The following is an 18,634-nucleotide window of genomic DNA, read 5'->3' as shown; positions in this document are numbered from 1 at the left end:
GAAAGCGGGCGGAAAGCGGACGAGAACGGCATGACTCGGGATGCGATGACTCAGGCAGGCGATTACCCTCTGGCACGGCCCGTGGCGGGAACCGGGGGCGGTACGCGCGCCGTGCATGATCGCATCGCGCATGATCTGGGCATTGCCATTGTCGGCGGGCGCTACCAGCCGGGCGATATGCTGCCCGGCGAGGAGCGCTACAGCGCCGAAACCGGCATCTCGCGCACGGCCTATCGCGAGGCGGTGCGGGTGCTGTCGGCCAAGGGGCTGGTCTACAGCCGGACCAAGAGCGGCACGCGGATCAATGAGCGTGTGCGCTGGAACATGCTCGATCTCGACGTGCTGGCCTGGATGTTCGAGGCGGGGCCATCGCCGGAATTTCTGCGCGATATCTTCGAATTACGCACCGTGGTGGAGCCTGCCGCAGCGCAATTCGCCGCTTTGCGCCGCGATGCTCAGGATATCTCGCGCATGGGCCATGCGCTGGAGGAGATGCGGCGTTTTGGCCTGCAAACGCCAGAGGGACGCGCGGCGGACCAACTGTTCCATCGCCTGATCCTGCTGGCGACGCGCAATGAATCGCTGATCTCGCTCTCCACCTCGGTGACGGCGGTGGTGGCCTGGACCACCCATTTCGCACGGGATGAGCGCAAGGAATCGCGCGATCCCATGCCCGATCACGATGCCGTGTTCGATGCCATCATGCGTGGCGACAGTGAGGATGCGCGGCTCAAGATGCTGGCGCTGATCCGCCACGCCTCAGGCGATGCGGGCATGGCCTGAGGGGCGGCCGGATTTGATTTCTCGTACTAGATATGCGTCTCGGGTGGAGGGGATGGCGCCTGCCTGAAAGTGTGGGGCTGGCGCCGATGCGGCGTGCTCTTGGTGGCTGTATCCGCTGCGGGATCATCGGCGCGAAAGATCCGGGCGAAGGGCGAATATCGACCCAGCCAGATTGTGTCAGGGCTCATCAACCTATCCCTTCGATCAGTCGGAGACATGCTGCAAAAAGGCCACCATCGCCTGCTGCGCCGTCACGGACACGGGCGCCGCCAGCAGAGGCGCAAGCCAGGTGAAATGGGCGATGACGCCCAGAAAACGCACCGCCGCGCCGTCATTGTCGATGGCGACAAGCCGCCGGGCAAAGCTTTCCGCACTGTCGCGAAAGCCGTCGAGTTCGGCGGTCAGCACCAGCGTCGGCGGCAGATGCCGCAACTGGTCCCGCGCCAGATCGAGCGGCCAGCCACAGGCTTCGACGGACTGATTGGCCTGATGCAATGCCGCCGCATGGAGCTCCTCAAGATAGGCATCCTGCGGGCGGAACGTCTCGGCGGGCCCCAGCACGGGCGTCACGAGCAGCAGGGCCGCCGGCGCCACGGGAGCGGATCGCGCGCAGATTTCATGGACCAACCCGATCGCCGCCACGCCATCCGCCGCCACGGCCAGCCGATCCGGAGATGCGCCAAAATCCCGCCCATGCCGGGCGACCCAGCCGAGGCCGGAAGGGGCGGCGGCTTCGGGCGCATCATGCCAGAACACCAGTCGCCCGGTGCACTCGGCCAGACGCTGCAGCCCGTGATGGCGGGTCCATGGCGCGCAGGAGGGCAGGCCGCGATAGAGCAGGGCGGGCCGCGCCGCGCGATCATCGCCGCATGGCCGGAACAGCATCATGCCGGGCGCGATACGTTCGCCGGGCTGGCTTGAAAGGCGCGGGTTCAACCCCTCATTCTGCTGGTCCAGGAAGGTCTGAACCATGGGGTCGGGCCGCGCCATGGCGTGGGCGGCCCTCATGCCTGTGCCATCGCGAAAGCGGCATGGCGGCGGCGCCAGACGGCCGGAGTAACGCCTTTCGCACGGCGGAAGATGCGGCTGAGATGCGACTGGTCGTGAAAACCGCAGGATGCCGCGATGATCGCCAGTTTCTCATCGCTGCCGGTCATCATCTCGGCGGCCAGATCCACGCGGCGGTCCAGCACATAGGCATGCGGGGTGGTGTTGAAGGTCTGGCGGAAGGCGCGGGTGAAATGGCCGGTGCTCAGATTGATCAGCGCCGCCAGTTCGTCATTGGCGATGGTGTCCTCGAGATGCGCCTCGATATGGGCGATGATGCGCTTGGTCTGCCAGGGGGCGAGGCCGCTGCCCATGGCTCTGGGCGCTTCGATCCGGTTGCCGAGCAGAATGTCGCGCGCTGCCGAGATGCGGTCGCGGGCCAGAGGCGCATCGCCGCCGATCGCCGAGGCCGCCTGATCGAGCAGGCTGATGGCATTGGCAAGAGAGATGGGGGCAAGCGAGGCAGGGACCGGCGCGGTGGCGGAAGTTGCGGACATCATCGTCATCTTGTGTCTCCGTAAAGCCGATCCGCTCGATCAGCGTTGGAGACACTTTGGCGTGATTGGCCAAAGGGCGTGAGTGAAGCGTCGCGAAGAAGTGTGAAGGCTGCGGGAAGACGGTTAAGGCCCTGCGTTACAAGGGTTTTACCCTGTGCCAGATCACATCGCTCATCGGATCGGCAGCGACACGGAACATCTCGGTCTGCATCGGGCTGGCCCCGGCAGGCAGAGTGCCCGCGCCCTTGAACGCCGCATCATAGCCGAGCGCGAAACGCCCCCAGTGATCGAGGTCGAAGCGGTTCGTCACGCCGCGCAGCCGGGCGATCCATGCCTGTGCCAGCACGGTCTCGCCCGCCGCCATGGCGACGGGGATGCAGCCGATGGCCAGACCATAGCAGGTGGAGAGCGCATGATCGACCAGATCGATGTCCACCGCGATCTCGCGCGCCAGGGCCAGCGCCTCGGTGATCTCGCCGTGCTGCCATTTCAGGCGGGCCAGCAGGCTGAGCGCGGCAATCTTGCCATCGACCAGAGCGTGATTGGCGTGGCTGGCGCGTTCCGGCGCGGCATCGCCCGCCAGCACGGCGAGCAGGCGCTCCAGCGCTTGCCCGTGGTCGCCCGAGAAATGGAGCGAGAGCGCCTCCATATGCAGCGCCGTCTGGCGGTTGCCCAGATCGTCGCTGTCGCCCAGACTTTGGGTGAAAAGCCGGGCCAGCATCAGGCTGTCGGCATAGTCCCCGGCAAGGATGGCATGGGCCCAGATCCCCCAGCGGGCGCGCAACATCAGCCCTTCCGATCCGCAGGCCTCGGCCAGCGACAGCGCCTGGGCAAAGGCGTCGCCCATCGCGGGAACCGGCCCCTCGACATGCCAGAGCGCATGGCCATAGCCGAGGAAAAGCTCTGCGCGCAGATCGGCGGGAATATCGGCCCCGGCGATGCTCGCCAGCGCCACTTCGGTATGGCGCAGATAGTCTCTGGCCAGCGAGAGGTGGAACCACAGCACCGCGCTCTTGATCTGGATTTCGATGGCCAGCGTCAGTTTGGTGGCGTCGCCGCGCGCCCAGATCAGCGCGGCGCGGACATCCTCGATGGCGCGGCTGTAGGTTTCCAGCCATGGGCGCAGCGCATTGCCTTCCCAGCCACGCGCGCTGTCGTCCAGATGTTTCAGCAGATATTCGGCATGGAACCCGCGTGTGGTCGAACCTTCTCCGGCAAGGTTCAACTGCTCGATGCCGTAATGGCGCGTGGTGTCGAGGAGGCGATAGAAGCCGACCGGATCGGTGGTTTGGTTGATCAGCGATTTGGCGACCAGATCGGCCAAAACATCGGTCAGCCGATGGGGTGGCAGTTGAAGGTCGCGCGTCACGGCAGTCGCCGCTTCAAGATCGAACGTCGATTTAAACACGCCAAGACGGCGTAGAATGGTCTGATCCGTCGGTTCGAGCAGGGCATAGCTCCAATCGAGCGCACCTTTCAGGGTGCGATGACGGGGCAGGGCGGTGCGTCGCCCGCGCGACAGCAGGGCGAAGCGATCCTCAAGCCCCGCCAGAATGGCATCGGGCGCCATATGGTCGCTGCGCGCGGCGGCAAATTCGATGGCCAGCGGGATGCCGTCCAGTGTGCGGCAGATGCCGATGACGGCGGGGGCATTATCGGCCGTCAGCGCGAAACCGGCATGGGCGGCCAGAGCGCGCTGGGCAAACAGGGCGACGGCGGGAAAATCGTCCAGTTGGGTGAGGTCGAACGCCTCATCTTCGGCGGGCACGCGCAGCGCGGGCAGGCGATGCACCCACTCGCCCTGAGCGCGCAAAGGCTCGCGGCTGGTGGCCAGCAGCATCAGCGTGGGGGCTTCCTCAAACAGCGCTTCGGCCAGCAGGGCGGCGGCATCGACCACCTGCTCGCAATTGTCGAGGATCAGCAGGGCGGGCTTTTCCAGCAGATGCGCGGCGATCTGCGAGGTCAGGTTCCGGCCGCCCGCGGGAAGGCCCAGCACCGCGGCCACCGTGCCGGAAACCAGCTCCGGATCACTGATCGGCGCCAGATCGACGAAATGGGCGTTGAGCCCGCGCTGCGCAAAAAGCTGCCGGGCGACAGCGATGGCGACCGTCGTCTTGCCGATGCCGCCCGGCCCGGTGAGGGTGATGAAGCGCTGTTCAACCAGCCTTTCCGCGATGGTGGCGATGGTGTCGTCGCGTCCCACGATGCTGCTCAACCGGCCCGGTACGGCGCAGCGTGGAGCCTCGGGCGGCAAGGCGGCGGGGGCCTTCTGCTCCCCGACCAGGGTGACGGGCAACAGTAGACGATAGCCCCGCCCGGCCTCATTGACGATGATGTTGTCCTGACTGCCGCCCTGAGACAGCGCCTTGCGCGCCGCCGAGAGATGGACGCGGATCGCGCTTTCATCGATGGCCTGATTGGGCCAGACCCGCGCCAGCAAGGCATCGCGCGGCACCAGATCGCCCCGTGCCTCGGCCAGCGCCGCCAGCAGGTTGAGCGCGCGGCCTCCCAGCTTGACCGGCGCCTCGCCCAGCCAGAGCTGAAGCTGCGGCAACACCAGAACAAAGTCGCCGATGCGGTATGTCTGACTGGTCTGGTCCACGGGGTGTCTCGACAGCATTCCGGGCCGGATCCTAAAGGAAAGGACCGTGCCTCACAATCCTGCCTGATGGCGGTTTTACCGCATGCCGGCCATCCCGAAAGGGGGCGGAGGAGCCCCCTCTTTCGTGGTGGAGGCGCAGTACCGCCCTGTCAGCCCGCGATGACGGATGACCGCAACGCCAAATCGCCCATGCTCACATTGGGCAGCTTGGCCAGCGCCTTGGCCGAAATCGGATGGCTGAAGAGATAGCCCTGCAGATGGGTGCAGCCCAGCCCTGCCAGCAGGCTCATCTGGGCCTCATTCTCCACGCCTTCGGCCACCACCGCCATGCCCAGTTGCTGCCCCAGCCCGACCACCGCCTGAACGATCGCCCGCGCCGCCTGAGAGGTGGCGATCTCGTCGATAAAGCTCTTGTCGATCTTCACCTTGTCGAAGGTGAAGCGCTGGAAATAGCTGAGCGAGGAATAGCCCACGCCGAAATCGTCGATCAGGATCTGGATGCCCAGCTTGCGCAACTGTTCGAGCTGATCGAAGGTCCGCTCGACATCGCGGATCACCAGCCCCTCGGTCACCTCCAGTTGCAGGCGCTGCGGCGCCAGACCCGAGAGCGCCAGCGCCTCGCAGACCGTCGCGATCAGGCGGCCCGACAGGAATTGCAGCGGGGAGAGATTGACCGCGACGCACAGCGGTTCGGGCCAGGTCTGGGCATCGATGCAGGCGCGGCGCAGCAATTGCTCGCCCAGAATATCGATCAGCCCATATTCCTCGGCCAGCGGGATGAAGATGTCGGGGCGGATCGGCCCGCGTGTGGGATGCGTCCAGCGGGCCAGAGCCTCGGCGCTGGTCACCTGCCCGCTCTGGGCGCAGATCAGCGGCTGATAGGCCAGAGCGATCTCGCCATCGGCCACCGCCTTGCGCAGGTCGCGCGCCACGCTGCGGCGGTCGCGCGCGGCGGCGTCCATGTCGCTGTTGAAGAAGCAGGCGCCAGAACGGCCATTCAGCTTGGCGCGATAGAGCGCCAGATCGACATTCTCGCGCAACTGTTCGGTGGTGGAGCCGTCCTCGGGCATCAGCACCACGCCGACCGACGCGCCCAGATGCGCCACGCCCCGCTCGGTGAAGAAAGGCGCAGCCAGCCGCTGGACGATGGTTTCCGCGACGGTCTTGGCACGGTCGCGCAGATCCTCGCCGGTCAGGATCGCGAAGAATTCGTCGCCGCCGATGCGCGCCACCCAATCCGTGGCGCCCACCACACAGGTCAGCCGCTGTGCCACCTGCACCAGCACCGCATCGCCCACCGGATGGCCGAACATGTCGTTCACCGCCTTGAACCGGTCGAGGTCGACGCTGAGCATGGCAAAGGGCTCGCGCGCCTGCACCATGCGATGGATGCGGTCGGTGAAGCTGGCGCGGTTGAGCAGGCCGGTCAGTGTATCGTGATGGGCCAGCCGCAGCACCTCGGCCTCCTTGCGGCGGACCTGGGTCACATCCTCGGAAATGCCCAGAATATACTGGTCCGGGCGGTCCGGCCCGTCGATCAGCTTCCGGATGGTGCGCAGATGGACGGTTTCGCCATCGTCACGCACAAAGGCGCTTTCGAAGACCAGAGGTCCCGGCGCGGCGGCGGCTTCGCTGTCGCGCTCTTCGTAAGCGGCGCCATAGTCGGGGAAGAGTTCGAGGTCAGTCCGCCCGATCATCTCGTCGGCATTGCGGCCGATCACCTTCTCGCCCGCCTGATTGACCACCAGATATTGCCGGCTCTCCACATCCTTGACGAAGAGCATGGCGGGCAGATTGCTCACCACATTGTCGAGGAAGGTCTTGGCCAGCTCATGATCGCGTTGCAGCGCCTTGCGGCCGGTCATGTCGTGCAGGATGACCGCCCGGCCCTGAGGGAGCGGCGCCTGCCCCCATGGCGCCAGCGACAGCTCGACAGGGAAAGTCTGGCCATCGGCGCGGCGCCCCAGCGTTTCGGTGCGCGATGCGGTGTCCTGCGCGGGCAGGCCGCCGGGGATCACCTGCTCGATGCGGCGGCCCAGCATGGCTTGCCGGGGCAGGCCGAACATCGCCTCGGCCGCCGGGTTCCAATAGATGATCGCGCCATGCGGATCGACCGCCAGCACGGCATCGGGGGTGGCATCGACCACGCGGGTGGCGATCTCGCCCATGCGGTTGAAGCGCCTGGCCTCGATCAGATCGGTGGCGAGCCTGGCCAGATCGCTCAGCAGGCCAAGCTGCCGGGGAGCCAGTTCGGGCCGGGGGCGCGTATCGAAGACACAGAGCGTGCCCAGGCAATGGCCCGAGCCCACGATCAGCGGCACGCCCGCATAGAAGCGGATGCCATCCTCGGGCACGACGAAAGGATTGTCGGCAAAGCGCGGATCGAGCCGCGCATCGGGCACCACCAGCACCTCGCGCGCGGCCACGGTGTGAATGCAGAAGGCCACTTCGAGCGGGGTTTCCCCGAAAGGCACATTGTGGCGGGCCTTGAACCACTGGCGGGCCTCGTCGATCAGGCTGATCGCGGCGCATTCCGTGCCCAGGGCGGCGGCGGCAAGCCGTGTCAGCTCATCGAAATCCCGCTCCGGGGCGGAATCGAGGATGCCAAGGCCGGCCAGCACGTCGAGGCGCGCGGGATCGCTGCAGAGGACTTTGGGTGCGTTGGAGAGGTCCATGCGATCATGCTTAACAGCCGTTCATTGAAACTTCGGTCAAGCACCTAGTCGCAGGATATAAGGGGGATTACCGGGGTAAATCTTAATGCGGAGGGAGGGGCCGGTGTTGAAGCACCGGCCCCGGTGTATCAGGCCGTGGCGCGCTGGATCAGGCGGCCGAGCCGGTCGACGAAGGCGCGCGGATCGAGCGGCTGCTCGCCATCGACGATGCGCGCCTCATCGAGCAGCAGATGGGCGGCATCCTCGCGCAGCGCATCCTCGGCAGGCAGAGCGGCGAGGCGGGCGATCTGGGCATGGCCGGGGTTGATTTCCAGCACGGGCTTGGCGCCGGCGGGCGTCTGCCCGGCATTGGCCAGCAGCTTTTCCAACTGGCGGTCCAGACCGCTGTCCGATGCGACCAGACAGACCGCGCTGTCGGTCAGACGGTCCGACAGGCGCACATCGGAGACCTTTTCGCCCAACGTCTCCTTGACGAAGCCGAGGAAGCTGCTGACCGCATCGCTGGCCTCGGCCTTGGGGGCTTCCTTGCCTTCGGGCAGCGGGATCAGGCTGAGGTCGGCGGCGCCCTGCGTCACCGAGGTGAAGGGCTTGCCGTCCAGATCCATGCCGCGCGCCCAGAAGCTGTCGACCTGATCCGGCAGCAGCAGCACTTCCACGCCCCGCGCGCGGAAACCCTCAAGCTGGGGCGAGGCCGCGATGCGTTCCAGATCGCTGCCGGTGGCGTAATAGATCGCGGTCTGGTTCTCCTTCATCGCCGCGACATAGTCCTCCAGCGAACGCCAGGCGCCGTTCGACGTGGTGGTCTTGAAGCGGGCCAGACGCAGCAGGGCCTCGCGCCGCTCGAAGTCCTCATAGAGGCCTTCCTTCAGCACCGCGCCGAAGGTCTCCCACAGCTTCCCATAGGCCTCGGCGTCATCGCGGGCGGTCTTTTCCAGCTCGCCCAGCACCTTGCCGGTCAGGCCCTTGCGGATGGTGGTGAGGATCGGGCTGTCCTGGATCATCTCGCGCGACATGTTGAGCGGCAGATCGGCGCTATCGACCAGACCGCGCACAAAGCGCAGATAACGCGGCAGAAGTTCGGCCTCATCGGTGATGAAGACGCGGCGGACATAGAGCTTCATCCGCCCCTTGCGGTCGGGATCGAAGAGGTCGAAGGGCTTGCTCTCCGGCACGAAGGCCAGCACCGAATATTCGTAACGCCCCTCGGCGCGGTAATGCAGGGTGAGGGCGGGTTCGTCCCACTGCCCGGCCACGCTGCGGTAGAAATCGGTGTACTCTTCCTTGCTGATCTCGCTCTTGGGCCGGGTCCAGAGCGCGGTGCCGTCGGCCAGTTGCGTGCTTTCGGCGTCGGGCTTGTCCTTCAGCTCGATGGGCACGGGGACATGGCCGGACTGGGCGCGCACCATCTGCTCGATGCGGTGGCGCTCGGCGTAATCCTTGGCCTCTTCCAGCAGGTGGAGCACGATGCGCGTGCCGCGCTGCGGGGCTTCCTCAAGGGCGACAGGCGCGATGGTGTAGGTGCCCAGACCATCCGACGACCACACGGCGGCGGTATCCTCGCCGGCCCGGCGCGAGATCACATCGACCTTTTCGGCCACCATGAAGGCCGAATAGAAGCCCACGCCGAACTGGCCGATCAACTGGGTTTCCTCGCTGCCCTTGGCGGCGGCGATGCTGTCCATAAAGGCCTTGGTGCCCGAACGCGCGATGGTGCCCAGCGTTTCGGCCAGATCGGCGGCGCTCATGCCGATGCCATTGTCCGCGATGGTTAGCTGGCGCTGATCGGCATCCAGCGTGATGGTGATCTGCAGCCTGGGATCCTCGCCCAGCAGGGCGGGCGCGGCGATCGCCTCATAGCGCAGCTTTTCGCAGGCGTCGGCGGCGTTGGAGATCAGCTCGCGCAGGAACACATCTTTGTCGGAATAGACGGAATGAACCATCATATGCAGCAATTTCGAGACATCGGCCTCAAAGGCATGGGTCTGCGTCGTCATGGGCTGGCGGGGCTCCAGTGTCAGGATAGGTTGAAGGTCGCGACATGAGGCCTGTTTGCGCGGATTTCAAGGGTATCGCTACCGCAGCGCCTGCGCCGCCAGCCCATCGCAATCGGCATCCTGAGCGCGGGGCCCCTGATGCCCGGTGATGGCATCCCCCACCATGCCCAGAATGCCGCCCAGCGATTTGGCATGGGGCGGCACCCGGATATCGGGCCTCTTGATGGTACCGCCAATCGGCACCTCGCCGGGCAGCCGCAGCAGCGCCTTGCCCTTTGGCGCGCCCTTGAGCCGCAGATCCAGCCGCTCATCATCCAGCGCGATCTGCCCTGTGACACGCGATTGCCCGCGCGAGGTGTCGATGATCACCGGCGCGGCGCGGGCCACGCCCTGCCGCACGTCCAGCCGCACCACCAGGCAGCGCAGACTGGCCATCGTCTGCTTGCCCGCCGTGATCCCTCCGCCGACATCCTGCCCAAGCAGCGCGGCGGTGCGCGCCGGAATGGCGCCGTCGCGCCCGACCAGCGCCACGCTTCCGCTGCCCCGGCCGATGGCGGCGCGCATCGTGTGGCCGTATCCGCTGATCGCCATCCGCGCGAGCAGGCTGCCGTCGATCCGCGCGCGCGGGAAGAAGTCGAGCAGCCGCGCCCCGCGCATGGCAAGATCGATGTCCAGACGCGGATCGCGCTGATCCTTGCGTGTCTGATCGATGCGCAGCCTGCCCGCAAAGGTACCATGGGTCAGGCCCACCGTTAGCGGATCGAGCACCAGTCGGCCATGATCCAGCACCAGATGCGCTTTCATGCTGCGGAAGGGGCTGGGGCCGGGCCAGAGCAGATGCGCGACCCGCAGGTCGAGCGTGCCATCGGTCCGCCGGACATGGCCAAGGTCGATCGCCGAGCCGGGCAGCAGACGGGGCCCCAGCCGCGCCCTTTGCGCCGCACCGCGTCGCTTGCCCGCATCGGAGGACAGGTCTTCGATATCGAAACGGTCGGATGACAGCGCGCCGGTGATGCGTGTGCGCCCATGCCGTTTGACGATGGTGGCGTGACCGGCCAGATCGGACCGGCCGACCGTGCCGGAAAGCTGCTCGATCACCCAGTCGGGGCGGTTGCGGCGGAGCCTTGCCGTCAGGCGGACGGGCTGGGTGCCGGGCAGGCCCGCCTCGATGATCGCGTCGAGCAGCTTGAGGTCCAACGCATGGCCGCGCGCCTCCCCCTGAAGATGCGCCAGATCGAGGGGTTTGGGCATCGTCCCGCTGAGGGCAAAACCGATGGCGGGCCCTTCGATGGCGAGTTGGTAGGGCCATGGCCCCTTGGCCTGCCCATCGACCAGCGCCGCGCCGCGCGCCGTCACCGTGACGGGATGGCTCATCACCAGCCCGGTGCCCTCAAGCCGCAGGCTTTGCGCGTCGGAGTTCACCGCGACATCGAGCGAGCGGTCCCGCTTCTCGTCGAGATAGCGCAGGCGGCTGCCCGCCACCCGAAGAACGCGCAGCAATGGCCCATGGCTGGCCGCATTGCTTTGCCCGTTGGACCAGTTCTGGCGCCCGGCCTCATCACGATAGAACTGCAGCCGGGCACCGCGCAGATCGGCCTGCTCCACCGCGCTATGCCCGGCGATGAGCGACCAGACCGAGAGCTGGACATCGGCCTGATCGATCAGCGCCAGATCGTCGAGGCGGGGCTTGACCCAGGCCGGTTGCGGAATGCGGATGGCGCTGAGGCGGACGCGGGGATGGAAGGAGAGGCTGTCGAGCCGTTGCATCGCCCCGATGGTGACAGGGCGGCCGATCCGCGTGGAAAGGCGCGCCTCGATCCGCCCTTTGAGCATCCCCCAGGGAAAGGCGGCCAGCCCGGTAAGGCCAAGCCCCAGCAGCGCGGCGCCGATCAGGGCCGCGCGCAGCGGCCGGCGCAGATGGCGGTCAGGCTTGGCCACAAGCCGCCTTGTCCCGGCGGCATGGACTCTGGCCTTTGGAAGAAAGTGGGGCATGGCTGTGGTGGTTCACACCGTGAAACTCGGCTGATGGACTCTCCATCATCAAGTGCCGGGCCCGGTCCATGTTCCTTTGCGATGGCGGGTTCGGACCGGGTACGGCGCAGACTTTGGCCGGGTTCCCTGTAGCGCGCAGGCGCTGAACCGTCGGGAGGGTGGGGCCATCGCTCCACCCTTCCGGCTTTGTCAGATCGTCTTGGAAATGCCGATGAAGACCCCGCGCCGCGCGCCGAAGGAGGGCGCGCCGACGCCGACGCCGGTGCCGTCGCGCACCTCATAGATCTTGTCGAACAGGTTCTGCACATCGAGCCGCACATCGACACCGCTGCGCACGAATTTGTGCCCGACCGAGAGGTTGAAGGTCGCATAATCGGGCAGCGCCGCGCCGTTGGGGATCGAGCTGCCATCGGCCAGCGTCAGATCGCTGCGCAGGCCCGAGCCGAAGACCATATCCGCCGAAATGCGCGAGTCCTTCAGCATTCCGCTCGACCAGCGCCAGGAGGCGCCTGCCGAGCCGCTCCAGGTCTGGTCATGGTCGAGATAGATGTAGTGATTGGCGATATAGGCCAGATCGGCGGCGGCGAAATTGTATTCGTTGGAGACGATCTGCGTGCCCTGCGCCTTCTCCCAGGCGATGTTGCCATAGGCGCTGAAGCCGCCATGCGTGTAATTGGCGGTCAATTCGGTGCCGAAGATGCGGCCCTTGGCATAGTTGAAGGGCGTCAGGATGATCGGCGCGCCGAACTGGCCCTCATCCACCAGATGGGTCGAGCGGCGGAAATAGCCGTCCAGCCCCAGCGTCAGCCCGCCGATCTTCTGCTGGATGCCCGCGTCCCAATAATTCTCGCGCTGGGCATAGGTGGCGGTGTTGGCGCGCACATTGGGCGTGGCGGTGGTGTTGAAGACCTGGGCCAGATTGCTGCTGGCGATCAGCTCGAAAGGCGCGGGGGCGAAATAGCGCGCGTAACCGGCATGGACGGTGGTGCTGTTGGTGGGCGTCCACACCATATTGACGCGCGGGCTGAGCTGCCGCTCGTCGCGCACGCCGTCATTTTCGTCGAAGCGCGCGCCGAAGTTCAGCACGAAGCGGCGGGTCAGATGCCATTCGTCCTGCAGATAGGCGCTGTAGGTGCGCTGGGTGATGTTGGTGATGCTGGCGTTCAGCTGCGCCGGGCCGATGATGTCGCCCGCGCCATAGCCGTTGAGCGGCTGAGTGGGATCGTAAACATCGCCATCGGTGGGGAAGGTGCCGGTGTTGGTCCAGCTGTGCGAGCTGTCATTCTCGAACAGCAACCCGCCGCGCAGGGTGTGATGCTCGTTGATCTTATAGGCGCTGTCCCATTGCAGGCCCAGGGTGATGTCGCGCTTGCTGGCATATTGCGCGGTGCCGTTGAACAGCATCTCGCCGACATAATCGGGGCGATAGTCCAGATTGGCCACCCGGCCGAAGGCCGAAAGCTGCGAGGAGAACTGGCCATTGGTGTGCAGCCAGCTCAGCGCCCCGAAGCCGAAGGTCTGCAACTGCTGCTCGTTGAGGTTCTCGCTGTTGACGCTGGTCACGCCATTGACCGCGATCGGGTTGCCGTTGACGTCCGTCTGCCCGCCCACCAGCCCGGTGGGGTTGGGGATCTGGTAATGCTGGTTGGCATAGCCGCCGGTCAGCGCGATCCGGTCATTCTCGCTCAGAATATGGTCGACATAGCCGAAGCCGTTGAACTGGTTGGTACGGTCGTGGATGGCGCTGTAATTGCCGTTGACGTTCTCGATGCCCAGATTGCTGTGCTTGTAGTCGCCCGAGAAGAACCAGCTTGTCGCCCCCTTGCTGCCGCTGACCGAGACGCTGGGCTCGATGGTTTCATGGCTGCCACCGTACAGGCTGAAGGTGGCGCTGTTGGCTTGGCCCGACTTGGTGGTGATGTCGATGATGCCCGCCGTGCGCAGCCCATATTGCGCGGGCAGCGTGCCGGTGACGAGGCTCATCTTGTCCACCATGCGCGGCGAGAGCATCTGGCCGAAGACCGCGATGCTTTCGGGCAGGATGATGCCGTTGAGGCGATATTGCACGCCATTGTGCTCGTCGCGCACATGGAACTGGCCGAACTGGTCCTGACTGACGCCGGGCATTTGCAGGATGATATCCTGCATCCCCAGATTGTCGCCGCCCGGCAGATTGGCGATCGCCTGCGAATCCAGCGTATAGGTCGAGGCGCCAAGGCTGGGCTTGATGCTTTCGCGCGCATCGTCGAGCCGCTTGGCCGTCACCACGATATCGGCGGGGGCGCCGGTGCTGTCGGCAAAGGCCTGCGGGGCGGCAAGCAGCGCGGCCCCGCTGACGGAGAGGGCAAGGATCGAACGAAAGGAGGCATGGAGCATTGGGGGGACCCTGTCTGAAACGATGCCCTGCCGAATATCGCGCGCGCAAAAGCCAAGCGATGCCAAGGCTTCCCGATCTTGCCGGGAAGAATTCCCGATCTGCATGCCTGTTCAGGAAAACCGTCCCGCAGCGGCGCGGCCTGTGTTAGGCCCTGGGCCATGCCGCTTCGCCTTCGCATCATTCTGGTTATCGGGCTGGTCCTGCTGCTGGCCATGACTCTGGGCACGCTGGTGGCGGGCTATGAGGTGCGCCGCGCGCTCTCCGCCGAACTCTCCGCCGGGATGAGCGGCGCGCATCAGACCGCCGTTGGGGCTTTCGAGGACCTACCCCAATCGGACCATCCCGCCCGCGATCTGCGGGAACTGGTCTCGACGTTTGACGGCAACCGCCATATTCGCGCCACGCTGCTGGGGGCCGATGGGAAGGTCTTTGCCTTCTCCAGCACCCGGCAGGCCGACACGCCGCCGCCCGGCTGGTTTCGCGCTTTGCTCAAGGTCACGCCCTCGGGTATGGCGCTGCCTCTACCGCCGACGCGCTTCGGGGCCGGCAGGCTGGTTTTGACACCCACGCCCGACCTTGATGTCAGCGCGACATGGAACGAATTTCTCGCCCTGATGGGGGTGCTGGTGGTGACGGCGATGGCCGGGCTGCTGATGGTCTATATGGTGATCACCGCAGCCTTCCGCCCGCTGACCGTGCTGGCGCAGCGCTTTGCCGGGCTGGGCAGCGGGGATTATGCCGGGCGCGTGGCCGAAACGGGCGCGCCGGAGTTGCGGCATCTGCAACGTGGCTTCAACCGGATGGCGGGCGCGCTGGAAGCCACCAGCGCCCGCAACCGCCAACTGGCCGAGCAACTGGCCAATCTTCAGGAGGAAGAGCGCGCCGATATCGCCCGCGATCTGCATGACGAGATCGGCCCTCATCTCTTCGCCGTCAGCCTCGATGCCGAGGTGATCGCGCAATTCGCGAGTTCCGGGCGTCACGAGGCGATCCCGGAGCGGGTGCAGGAAATCCAGGGATCGGTGCGCTATATGCAGAAGCAGGTGCGCGATCTTCTGGTGCGCCTGCGCCCGACGCAGGTGACGGAGTTCGGCCTAAACGCCGCCATCGAGGACCTTGTGCGCTTTTGGGCCACGCGCCAGCCCGATCTGCTGTTCGACCTCGCCTTGCCCGAGGAGGCGATCTCGGGGCCCACCGCCGAAGTGGCCTATCGCATCGTGCAGGAGAGCGTGAACAATGCCGTGCGCCACGGCAAGCCGGGTCTGATCCGCATCGCTCTGGCGCGCGAAAGAGAGGAGTTGCTGGTGATGGTGGAGGATGATGGCTCCGGCCAGGGTGCCGCCAGCGGCAGTGGGCTAGGCCTGATCGGCATGCGCGAAAGGGTTGAGGCAGGAGGCGGCTCGCTGGCCTATGGTCCGGGCGCGTCGGGCCTGGGCTGGAGCGTGCAGGCCCGGCTGGCATGGCCACATAGGGAAGGACAGCCATGAGAATTCTTCTGGTCGATGATCATGCCGTGGTGCGCGCGGGCTTGCGGCGCATGCTGGCGATCATCTCTCAGGATGAGATCTTCGAGGCGGAAACCGGGCGTGAGGGCCTGGCCATCGCAAGGGCGCAAAACCTCGATCTGATCATTGTCGATCTCAACCTGCCGCAACTGGGCGGGGTGGAGCTGGTCGCCCGGTTGCGCCAGATCAGCGCCACACCCATTCTGGTGCTCAGCATGCATGCCGAGCCGCTCTATGTCACCCGCGCGCTCAATGCCGGGGCGCAGGGCTATGTCAGCAAGAACGCCTCGCCCGACGAGATGCTGACGGCCATCCGCAAGGTGGGCGCTGGCGGGCGCTATATCGAGCATGAGCTGGCCCAGGCGCTGGCCCTGCAGACGGCCACGCCCGCCAGTTCGCTGGCACAGCTCGCTCCGCGCGATCTGGAAATTCTGCGCCAACTGGCCTCGGGCAAAAGCCTGAGCGAGATCGCCGATCTGCTGGGGCTGGGCTACAAGACGATCGCCAACAATTGCAGCCTGATCAAGACCAAGCTGGGCGTGGCCCGCACCGCTGATCTGCTGCGTCTGGCGCTGGAGGCAGGGCTGAAGTGACGGAGACGATCGGATTGGCGCAGGCGCGGCGCATCGCGCTTGCGGCTCAGGGTTTCGGGGCGAGGCGGCCGGATGCGCCTGCCGGCAACCATCTGCTGCGTGTGATCGACCGGTTGCAGTTGCACCAGATCGATAGCGTCAATGTGCTGACCCGTGCGCATTACCTCCCGGCCTTTTCCCGGCTGGGCAGCTATGACACGGCCGAGCTCGACCGGCTGGCCTGGGGGCCGCTGCGCCAGCGCAGGCTCTACGAATATTGGGCGCATGAGGCATCGCTGCTGCCCCTCGACATGCATCCGCTGCTGCGCTGGCGGATGGCGCGCGCCGATCGGGGTGAGTCCGGATGGAGCAGCATGCGCCTCTATGCGACGGAGCGGCGCGCTCAGGCGATGGATGTGCTGGAGCGTATCCGCTCCGAAGGCCCGATGGCGGCGTCCGATTTCGAGGCGCATAAGGGGCAATCGGGCTGGTGGGAATGGAGCGAGGTCAAATGCGCGCTCGAATGGCTGTTCTGGGCAGGGCATATCACCACCACCACCCGCCGCCGCAGTTTCCAGCGGGTCTATGACCTGCCGGAACGGGTGCTGCCCGCCAGCGTGCTGTCCACCCCCACGCCTCCGGAGGCCGAAGCCCATCGCGCCCTGATCGAGCGTGCCGCCCGCGCCCATGGCATCGCCACCGAGAAGGAATTGCGCGACTATTTCCGCCAGTCACCGGAGCAGGCCAGACCGGCCATCCATGCGCTGGCCGAAGCGGGCGTGTTGATCCCCGTGGCGGTGGCGGGATGGGGGCATGGCTGGCTGCACCGCGATGCGAAACAGCCGCGCAAGGTGGAAGCACGCGCGCTGCTGGCGCCCTTCGACCCGCTGATCTGGGAGCGGGATCGGACGGAAAGACTGTTTGGCTTTCGCTATCGCATTGAAATTTATGTGCCAGCGGACAAGCGGGTCCATGGCTATTACGTCCTGCCGTTTTTGCTGGGCGAGCGGCTGGTGGCCCGCGTCGACCTCAAGGCCGACCGGGCCAGGGCAAGGCTTCTGGTGCGCGCGGTTCATCTGGAACCCGATGCGCCCGCGCACACAGAGGAAGCTCTGACCGGGGAATTGCAGGCCATGGCCGGTTGGTTGGGGCTGGAGGCGGTCGAGCGCGGGTGAGTTAAACCTCGATCAGCCGACTGCGCAGTTCCAGCGCGCTGCGCTCGACCCAGCATTCGGCGAGGCGCCCGTCGCGCACCCGCCAGATGCTGATGCCGGTATAGTCGATCGCGCGCCCGTCCGCTGCCGTGCCGAACAGACCCCTGTTCACCGCGCGGGTGATCCAGCGCGACACGACCTTCTCGCCGGTTTCATCCATAAAGAGGTCGAGATGCTCATTGGTGGGCTCCCCGATCTGCGCCTGCATTTCCCCAACCCAGGTCTTGAAGTTGTCGCGGCCCTCGATGGTGGTTCCCGCATTGTGCAGGCGATAGTCGGGCGTCATCAGCTCATCGATGGCGTCGAGATCGTGAGGGGCCGCCCAGACCCGTGCGAAAAAGGCGCGGGCCAGCGCGATACCGTCCGGTGTTTCAGTCATGATGCAAAAACCTTTAACAGAGGCTGCCCCGTTGCAGCGCGCCTCGGAGGTCGCAAGTTTCGCCAAGCCCGGCCAACCAGAATTTGTGAGCCAGGCCATTAGAAGTCATAATGGCTGCATGATTCGCAACATCGACATCGGCCTGCTGCGCGCCTTCGTGGCGATCGTGGATGAGGGCAGCCTGAGCGCGGCGGCGCGGGCACTCCATCTGACGCAGGGTGCGGTCAGTCAGCAGCTTGCCCGGCTTGAGGCCCTGTTCGATCAGCGCCTGCTGTGGCGCGACCATCGCGGCGCCCGTCTGGCGCCCAAGGGCGAGAGCCTGATCGCCACGGCCCGCGAGATAATCGCGCTCAACGACCGGATGTGGCGCGATCTGGGTGGGGTGCGCGATCGGGTTCGGCTGGGCGCGCCGCCTGATGTGATCAGCGAGACCCTGCCGCCCTTGCTCAAGGCCTTTGCGCTGGCCTCGCCGGGGACGGAGGTGTCGCTGATTTCGGCGCCATCGGCTTTGCTGGGCAAGGCGCTGGCAGATGGGATGGTTGACATTGCCCTTGTCCAGCATCGCATCGAGGAGGGCCAAGAGTCCCTGTTTCGGGACACGCTCGTCTGGGTTGGCGCGCAAGGGGGCACGGCATGGCGGCAAGACCCGCTGCCGGTCTCGATCTCGCATCCGGTGTGCCGGTTTCGTCCGGTGATCACGGCGGCGCTGGACGGTGCAGGGCGGCGCTGGCGCCCGGCCTTCGACAATGAGGGTTTCGAGGCGATGATGACCGCCATCCGCGCTGATCTGGCGATCACCATCGCGATGACATCCATGGTCCCGGCTGGTTTCGAGGTGATTGCGGACAAGGCGCTGCCCGCGCTCCCTGATTTCGGGATGAGCCTGCTGGGGGAAGCCGAGAAAGGGCCGGTCAGGCAGTTGGCGGCGCTGATCACCGATGGCCTGCGGGACAGCGCCTCACCCGAGGCTCTTCTGATGCAGCCCTGATCCACCAGC

General features: G+C 66.1%; 13 protein-coding genes. 5 read left to right on the top strand and 8 right to left on the bottom strand.

The genetic code is table 11. The annotated features are described in order from the left end of the window. Nucleotides 1–30 precede the first annotated feature (30 nt). Nucleotides 31–783 carry a FadR/GntR family transcriptional regulator gene (locus ABDW49_RS24950; RefSeq protein ID WP_343616225.1) on the top strand — a complete coding sequence of 251 codons (753 nt, stop codon included), beginning with the start codon at nt 31–33 and terminating at the stop codon, nt 781–783. Between the two features lie 204 nt (nt 784–987). Here ABDW49_RS24950 and ABDW49_RS24945 read toward each other — a convergent pair whose 3' ends face one another. From ABDW49_RS24945 to ABDW49_RS24915, 7 genes are all read right to left on the bottom strand, one after another. Then, nucleotides 988–1,755, bottom strand: coding sequence for an alpha/beta hydrolase fold domain-containing protein (locus ABDW49_RS24945; RefSeq protein ID WP_343616224.1), 768 nt, complete (start codon nt 1,753–1,755; stop codon nt 988–990). Between the two features lie 32 nt (nt 1,756–1,787). After that, complete coding sequence (locus ABDW49_RS24940) at nt 1,788–2,336, bottom strand: AraC family transcriptional regulator (protein WP_343616223.1); 549 nt, start codon at nt 2,334–2,336, stop codon at nt 1,788–1,790. Nucleotides 2,337–2,463: 127 nt separating this feature from the next. Then, nucleotides 2,464–4,929, bottom strand: a complete 2,466-nt coding sequence (locus tag ABDW49_RS24935) for a winged helix-turn-helix domain-containing protein (protein WP_343616222.1) — start codon at nt 4,927–4,929, stop codon at nt 2,464–2,466. 149 nt (nt 4,930–5,078) lie between these two features. After that, nucleotides 5,079–7,604 carry an EAL domain-containing protein gene (locus ABDW49_RS24930; RefSeq protein ID WP_343616220.1) on the bottom strand — a complete coding sequence of 842 codons (2,526 nt, stop codon included), beginning with the start codon at nt 7,602–7,604 and terminating at the stop codon, nt 5,079–5,081. A 128-nt stretch (nt 7,605–7,732) separates the two neighbouring features. After that, the gene (htpG, locus tag ABDW49_RS24925) at nt 7,733–9,598 is read right to left on the bottom strand and encodes a molecular chaperone HtpG (protein WP_343616219.1); all 1,866 of its coding nucleotides are present in this window, start codon (nt 9,596–9,598) and stop codon (nt 7,733–7,735) included. Nucleotides 9,599–9,676: 78 nt separating this feature from the next. Beyond that, complete coding sequence (locus ABDW49_RS24920) at nt 9,677–11,536, bottom strand: AsmA family protein (protein WP_343616218.1); 1,860 nt, start codon at nt 11,534–11,536, stop codon at nt 9,677–9,679. 243 nt (nt 11,537–11,779) lie between these two features. Further along, on the bottom strand, nt 11,780–13,966 hold the full coding sequence (locus ABDW49_RS24915; protein WP_343616216.1) for a TonB-dependent receptor: 2,187 nt from the start codon (nt 13,964–13,966) through the stop codon (nt 11,780–11,782). A 159-nt stretch (nt 13,967–14,125) separates the two neighbouring features. Here ABDW49_RS24915 and ABDW49_RS24910 point away from each other — a divergent pair, with 159 nt between their 5' ends. The 3 genes from ABDW49_RS24910 to ABDW49_RS24900 are packed head-to-tail and all read left to right on the top strand — an operon-like array spanning nt 14,126 to nt 17,219. Continuing rightward, complete coding sequence (locus ABDW49_RS24910) at nt 14,126–15,454, top strand: HAMP domain-containing sensor histidine kinase (RefSeq protein WP_343616215.1); 1,329 nt, start codon at nt 14,126–14,128, stop codon at nt 15,452–15,454. Further along, nucleotides 15,451–16,065: a response regulator transcription factor gene (locus ABDW49_RS24905; protein ID WP_068079750.1), complete on the top strand. Its 615-nt coding sequence runs from the start codon at nt 15,451–15,453 to the stop codon at nt 16,063–16,065. Before ABDW49_RS24910 ends, ABDW49_RS24905 begins: the two co-directional genes overlap by 4 nt. Continuing rightward, nucleotides 16,062–17,219 carry a crosslink repair DNA glycosylase YcaQ family protein gene (locus tag ABDW49_RS24900; RefSeq protein WP_343616212.1) on the top strand — a complete coding sequence of 386 codons (1,158 nt, stop codon included), beginning with the start codon at nt 16,062–16,064 and terminating at the stop codon, nt 17,217–17,219. Before ABDW49_RS24905 ends, ABDW49_RS24900 begins: the two co-directional genes overlap by 4 nt. A 1-nt stretch (nt 17,220) precedes the next feature. Here the strand turns inward: ABDW49_RS24900 and ABDW49_RS24895 are convergent, their stop codons facing one another. Then, nucleotides 17,221–17,637, bottom strand: coding sequence for a nuclear transport factor 2 family protein (locus ABDW49_RS24895; protein ID WP_343616211.1), 417 nt, complete (start codon nt 17,635–17,637; stop codon nt 17,221–17,223). A 118-nt stretch (nt 17,638–17,755) separates the two neighbouring features. On the opposite strand from ABDW49_RS24895, the gene ABDW49_RS24890 reads away from it, so the two are divergent. Then, on the top strand, nt 17,756–18,625 hold the full coding sequence (locus ABDW49_RS24890) for a LysR family transcriptional regulator (protein ID WP_343616209.1): 870 nt from the start codon (nt 17,756–17,758) through the stop codon (nt 18,623–18,625). Nucleotides 18,626–18,634 lie beyond the last annotated feature (9 nt).

The organism is Novosphingobium sp., assembly GCF_039595395.1.
In the GTDB taxonomy this organism is placed as follows: Bacteria; Pseudomonadota; Alphaproteobacteria; order Sphingomonadales; family Sphingomonadaceae; genus Novosphingobium.
This window is presented reverse-complemented; position numbering and strand designations above follow the sequence as displayed.

Coding starts and splice junctions, on each gene's coding strand:
- ABDW49_RS24945 (WP_343616224.1), bottom strand. CDS start 1,755: ATGGTTCAGACCTTCCTGGACCAGCAGAATGAGGGGTTGAACCCGCGC.
- ABDW49_RS24910 (WP_343616215.1), top strand. CDS start 14,126: ATGCCGCTTCGCCTTCGCATCATTCTGGTTATCGGGCTGGTCCTGCTG.
- ABDW49_RS24940 (WP_343616223.1), bottom strand. CDS start 2,336: ATGACGATGATGTCCGCAACTTCCGCCACCGCGCCGGTCCCTGCCTCG.
- ABDW49_RS24905 (WP_068079750.1), top strand. CDS start 15,451: ATGAGAATTCTTCTGGTCGATGATCATGCCGTGGTGCGCGCGGGCTTG.
- htpG (WP_343616219.1), bottom strand. CDS start 9,598: ATGACGACGCAGACCCATGCCTTTGAGGCCGATGTCTCGAAATTGCTG.
- ABDW49_RS24890 (WP_343616209.1), top strand. CDS start 17,756: ATGATTCGCAACATCGACATCGGCCTGCTGCGCGCCTTCGTGGCGATC.
- ABDW49_RS24915 (WP_343616216.1), bottom strand. CDS start 13,966: ATGCTCCATGCCTCCTTTCGTTCGATCCTTGCCCTCTCCGTCAGCGGG.
- ABDW49_RS24930 (WP_343616220.1), bottom strand. CDS start 7,604: ATGGACCTCTCCAACGCACCCAAAGTCCTCTGCAGCGATCCCGCGCGC.
- ABDW49_RS24895 (WP_343616211.1), bottom strand. CDS start 17,637: ATGACTGAAACACCGGACGGTATCGCGCTGGCCCGCGCCTTTTTCGCA.
- ABDW49_RS24950 (WP_343616225.1), top strand. CDS start 31: ATGACTCGGGATGCGATGACTCAGGCAGGCGATTACCCTCTGGCACGG.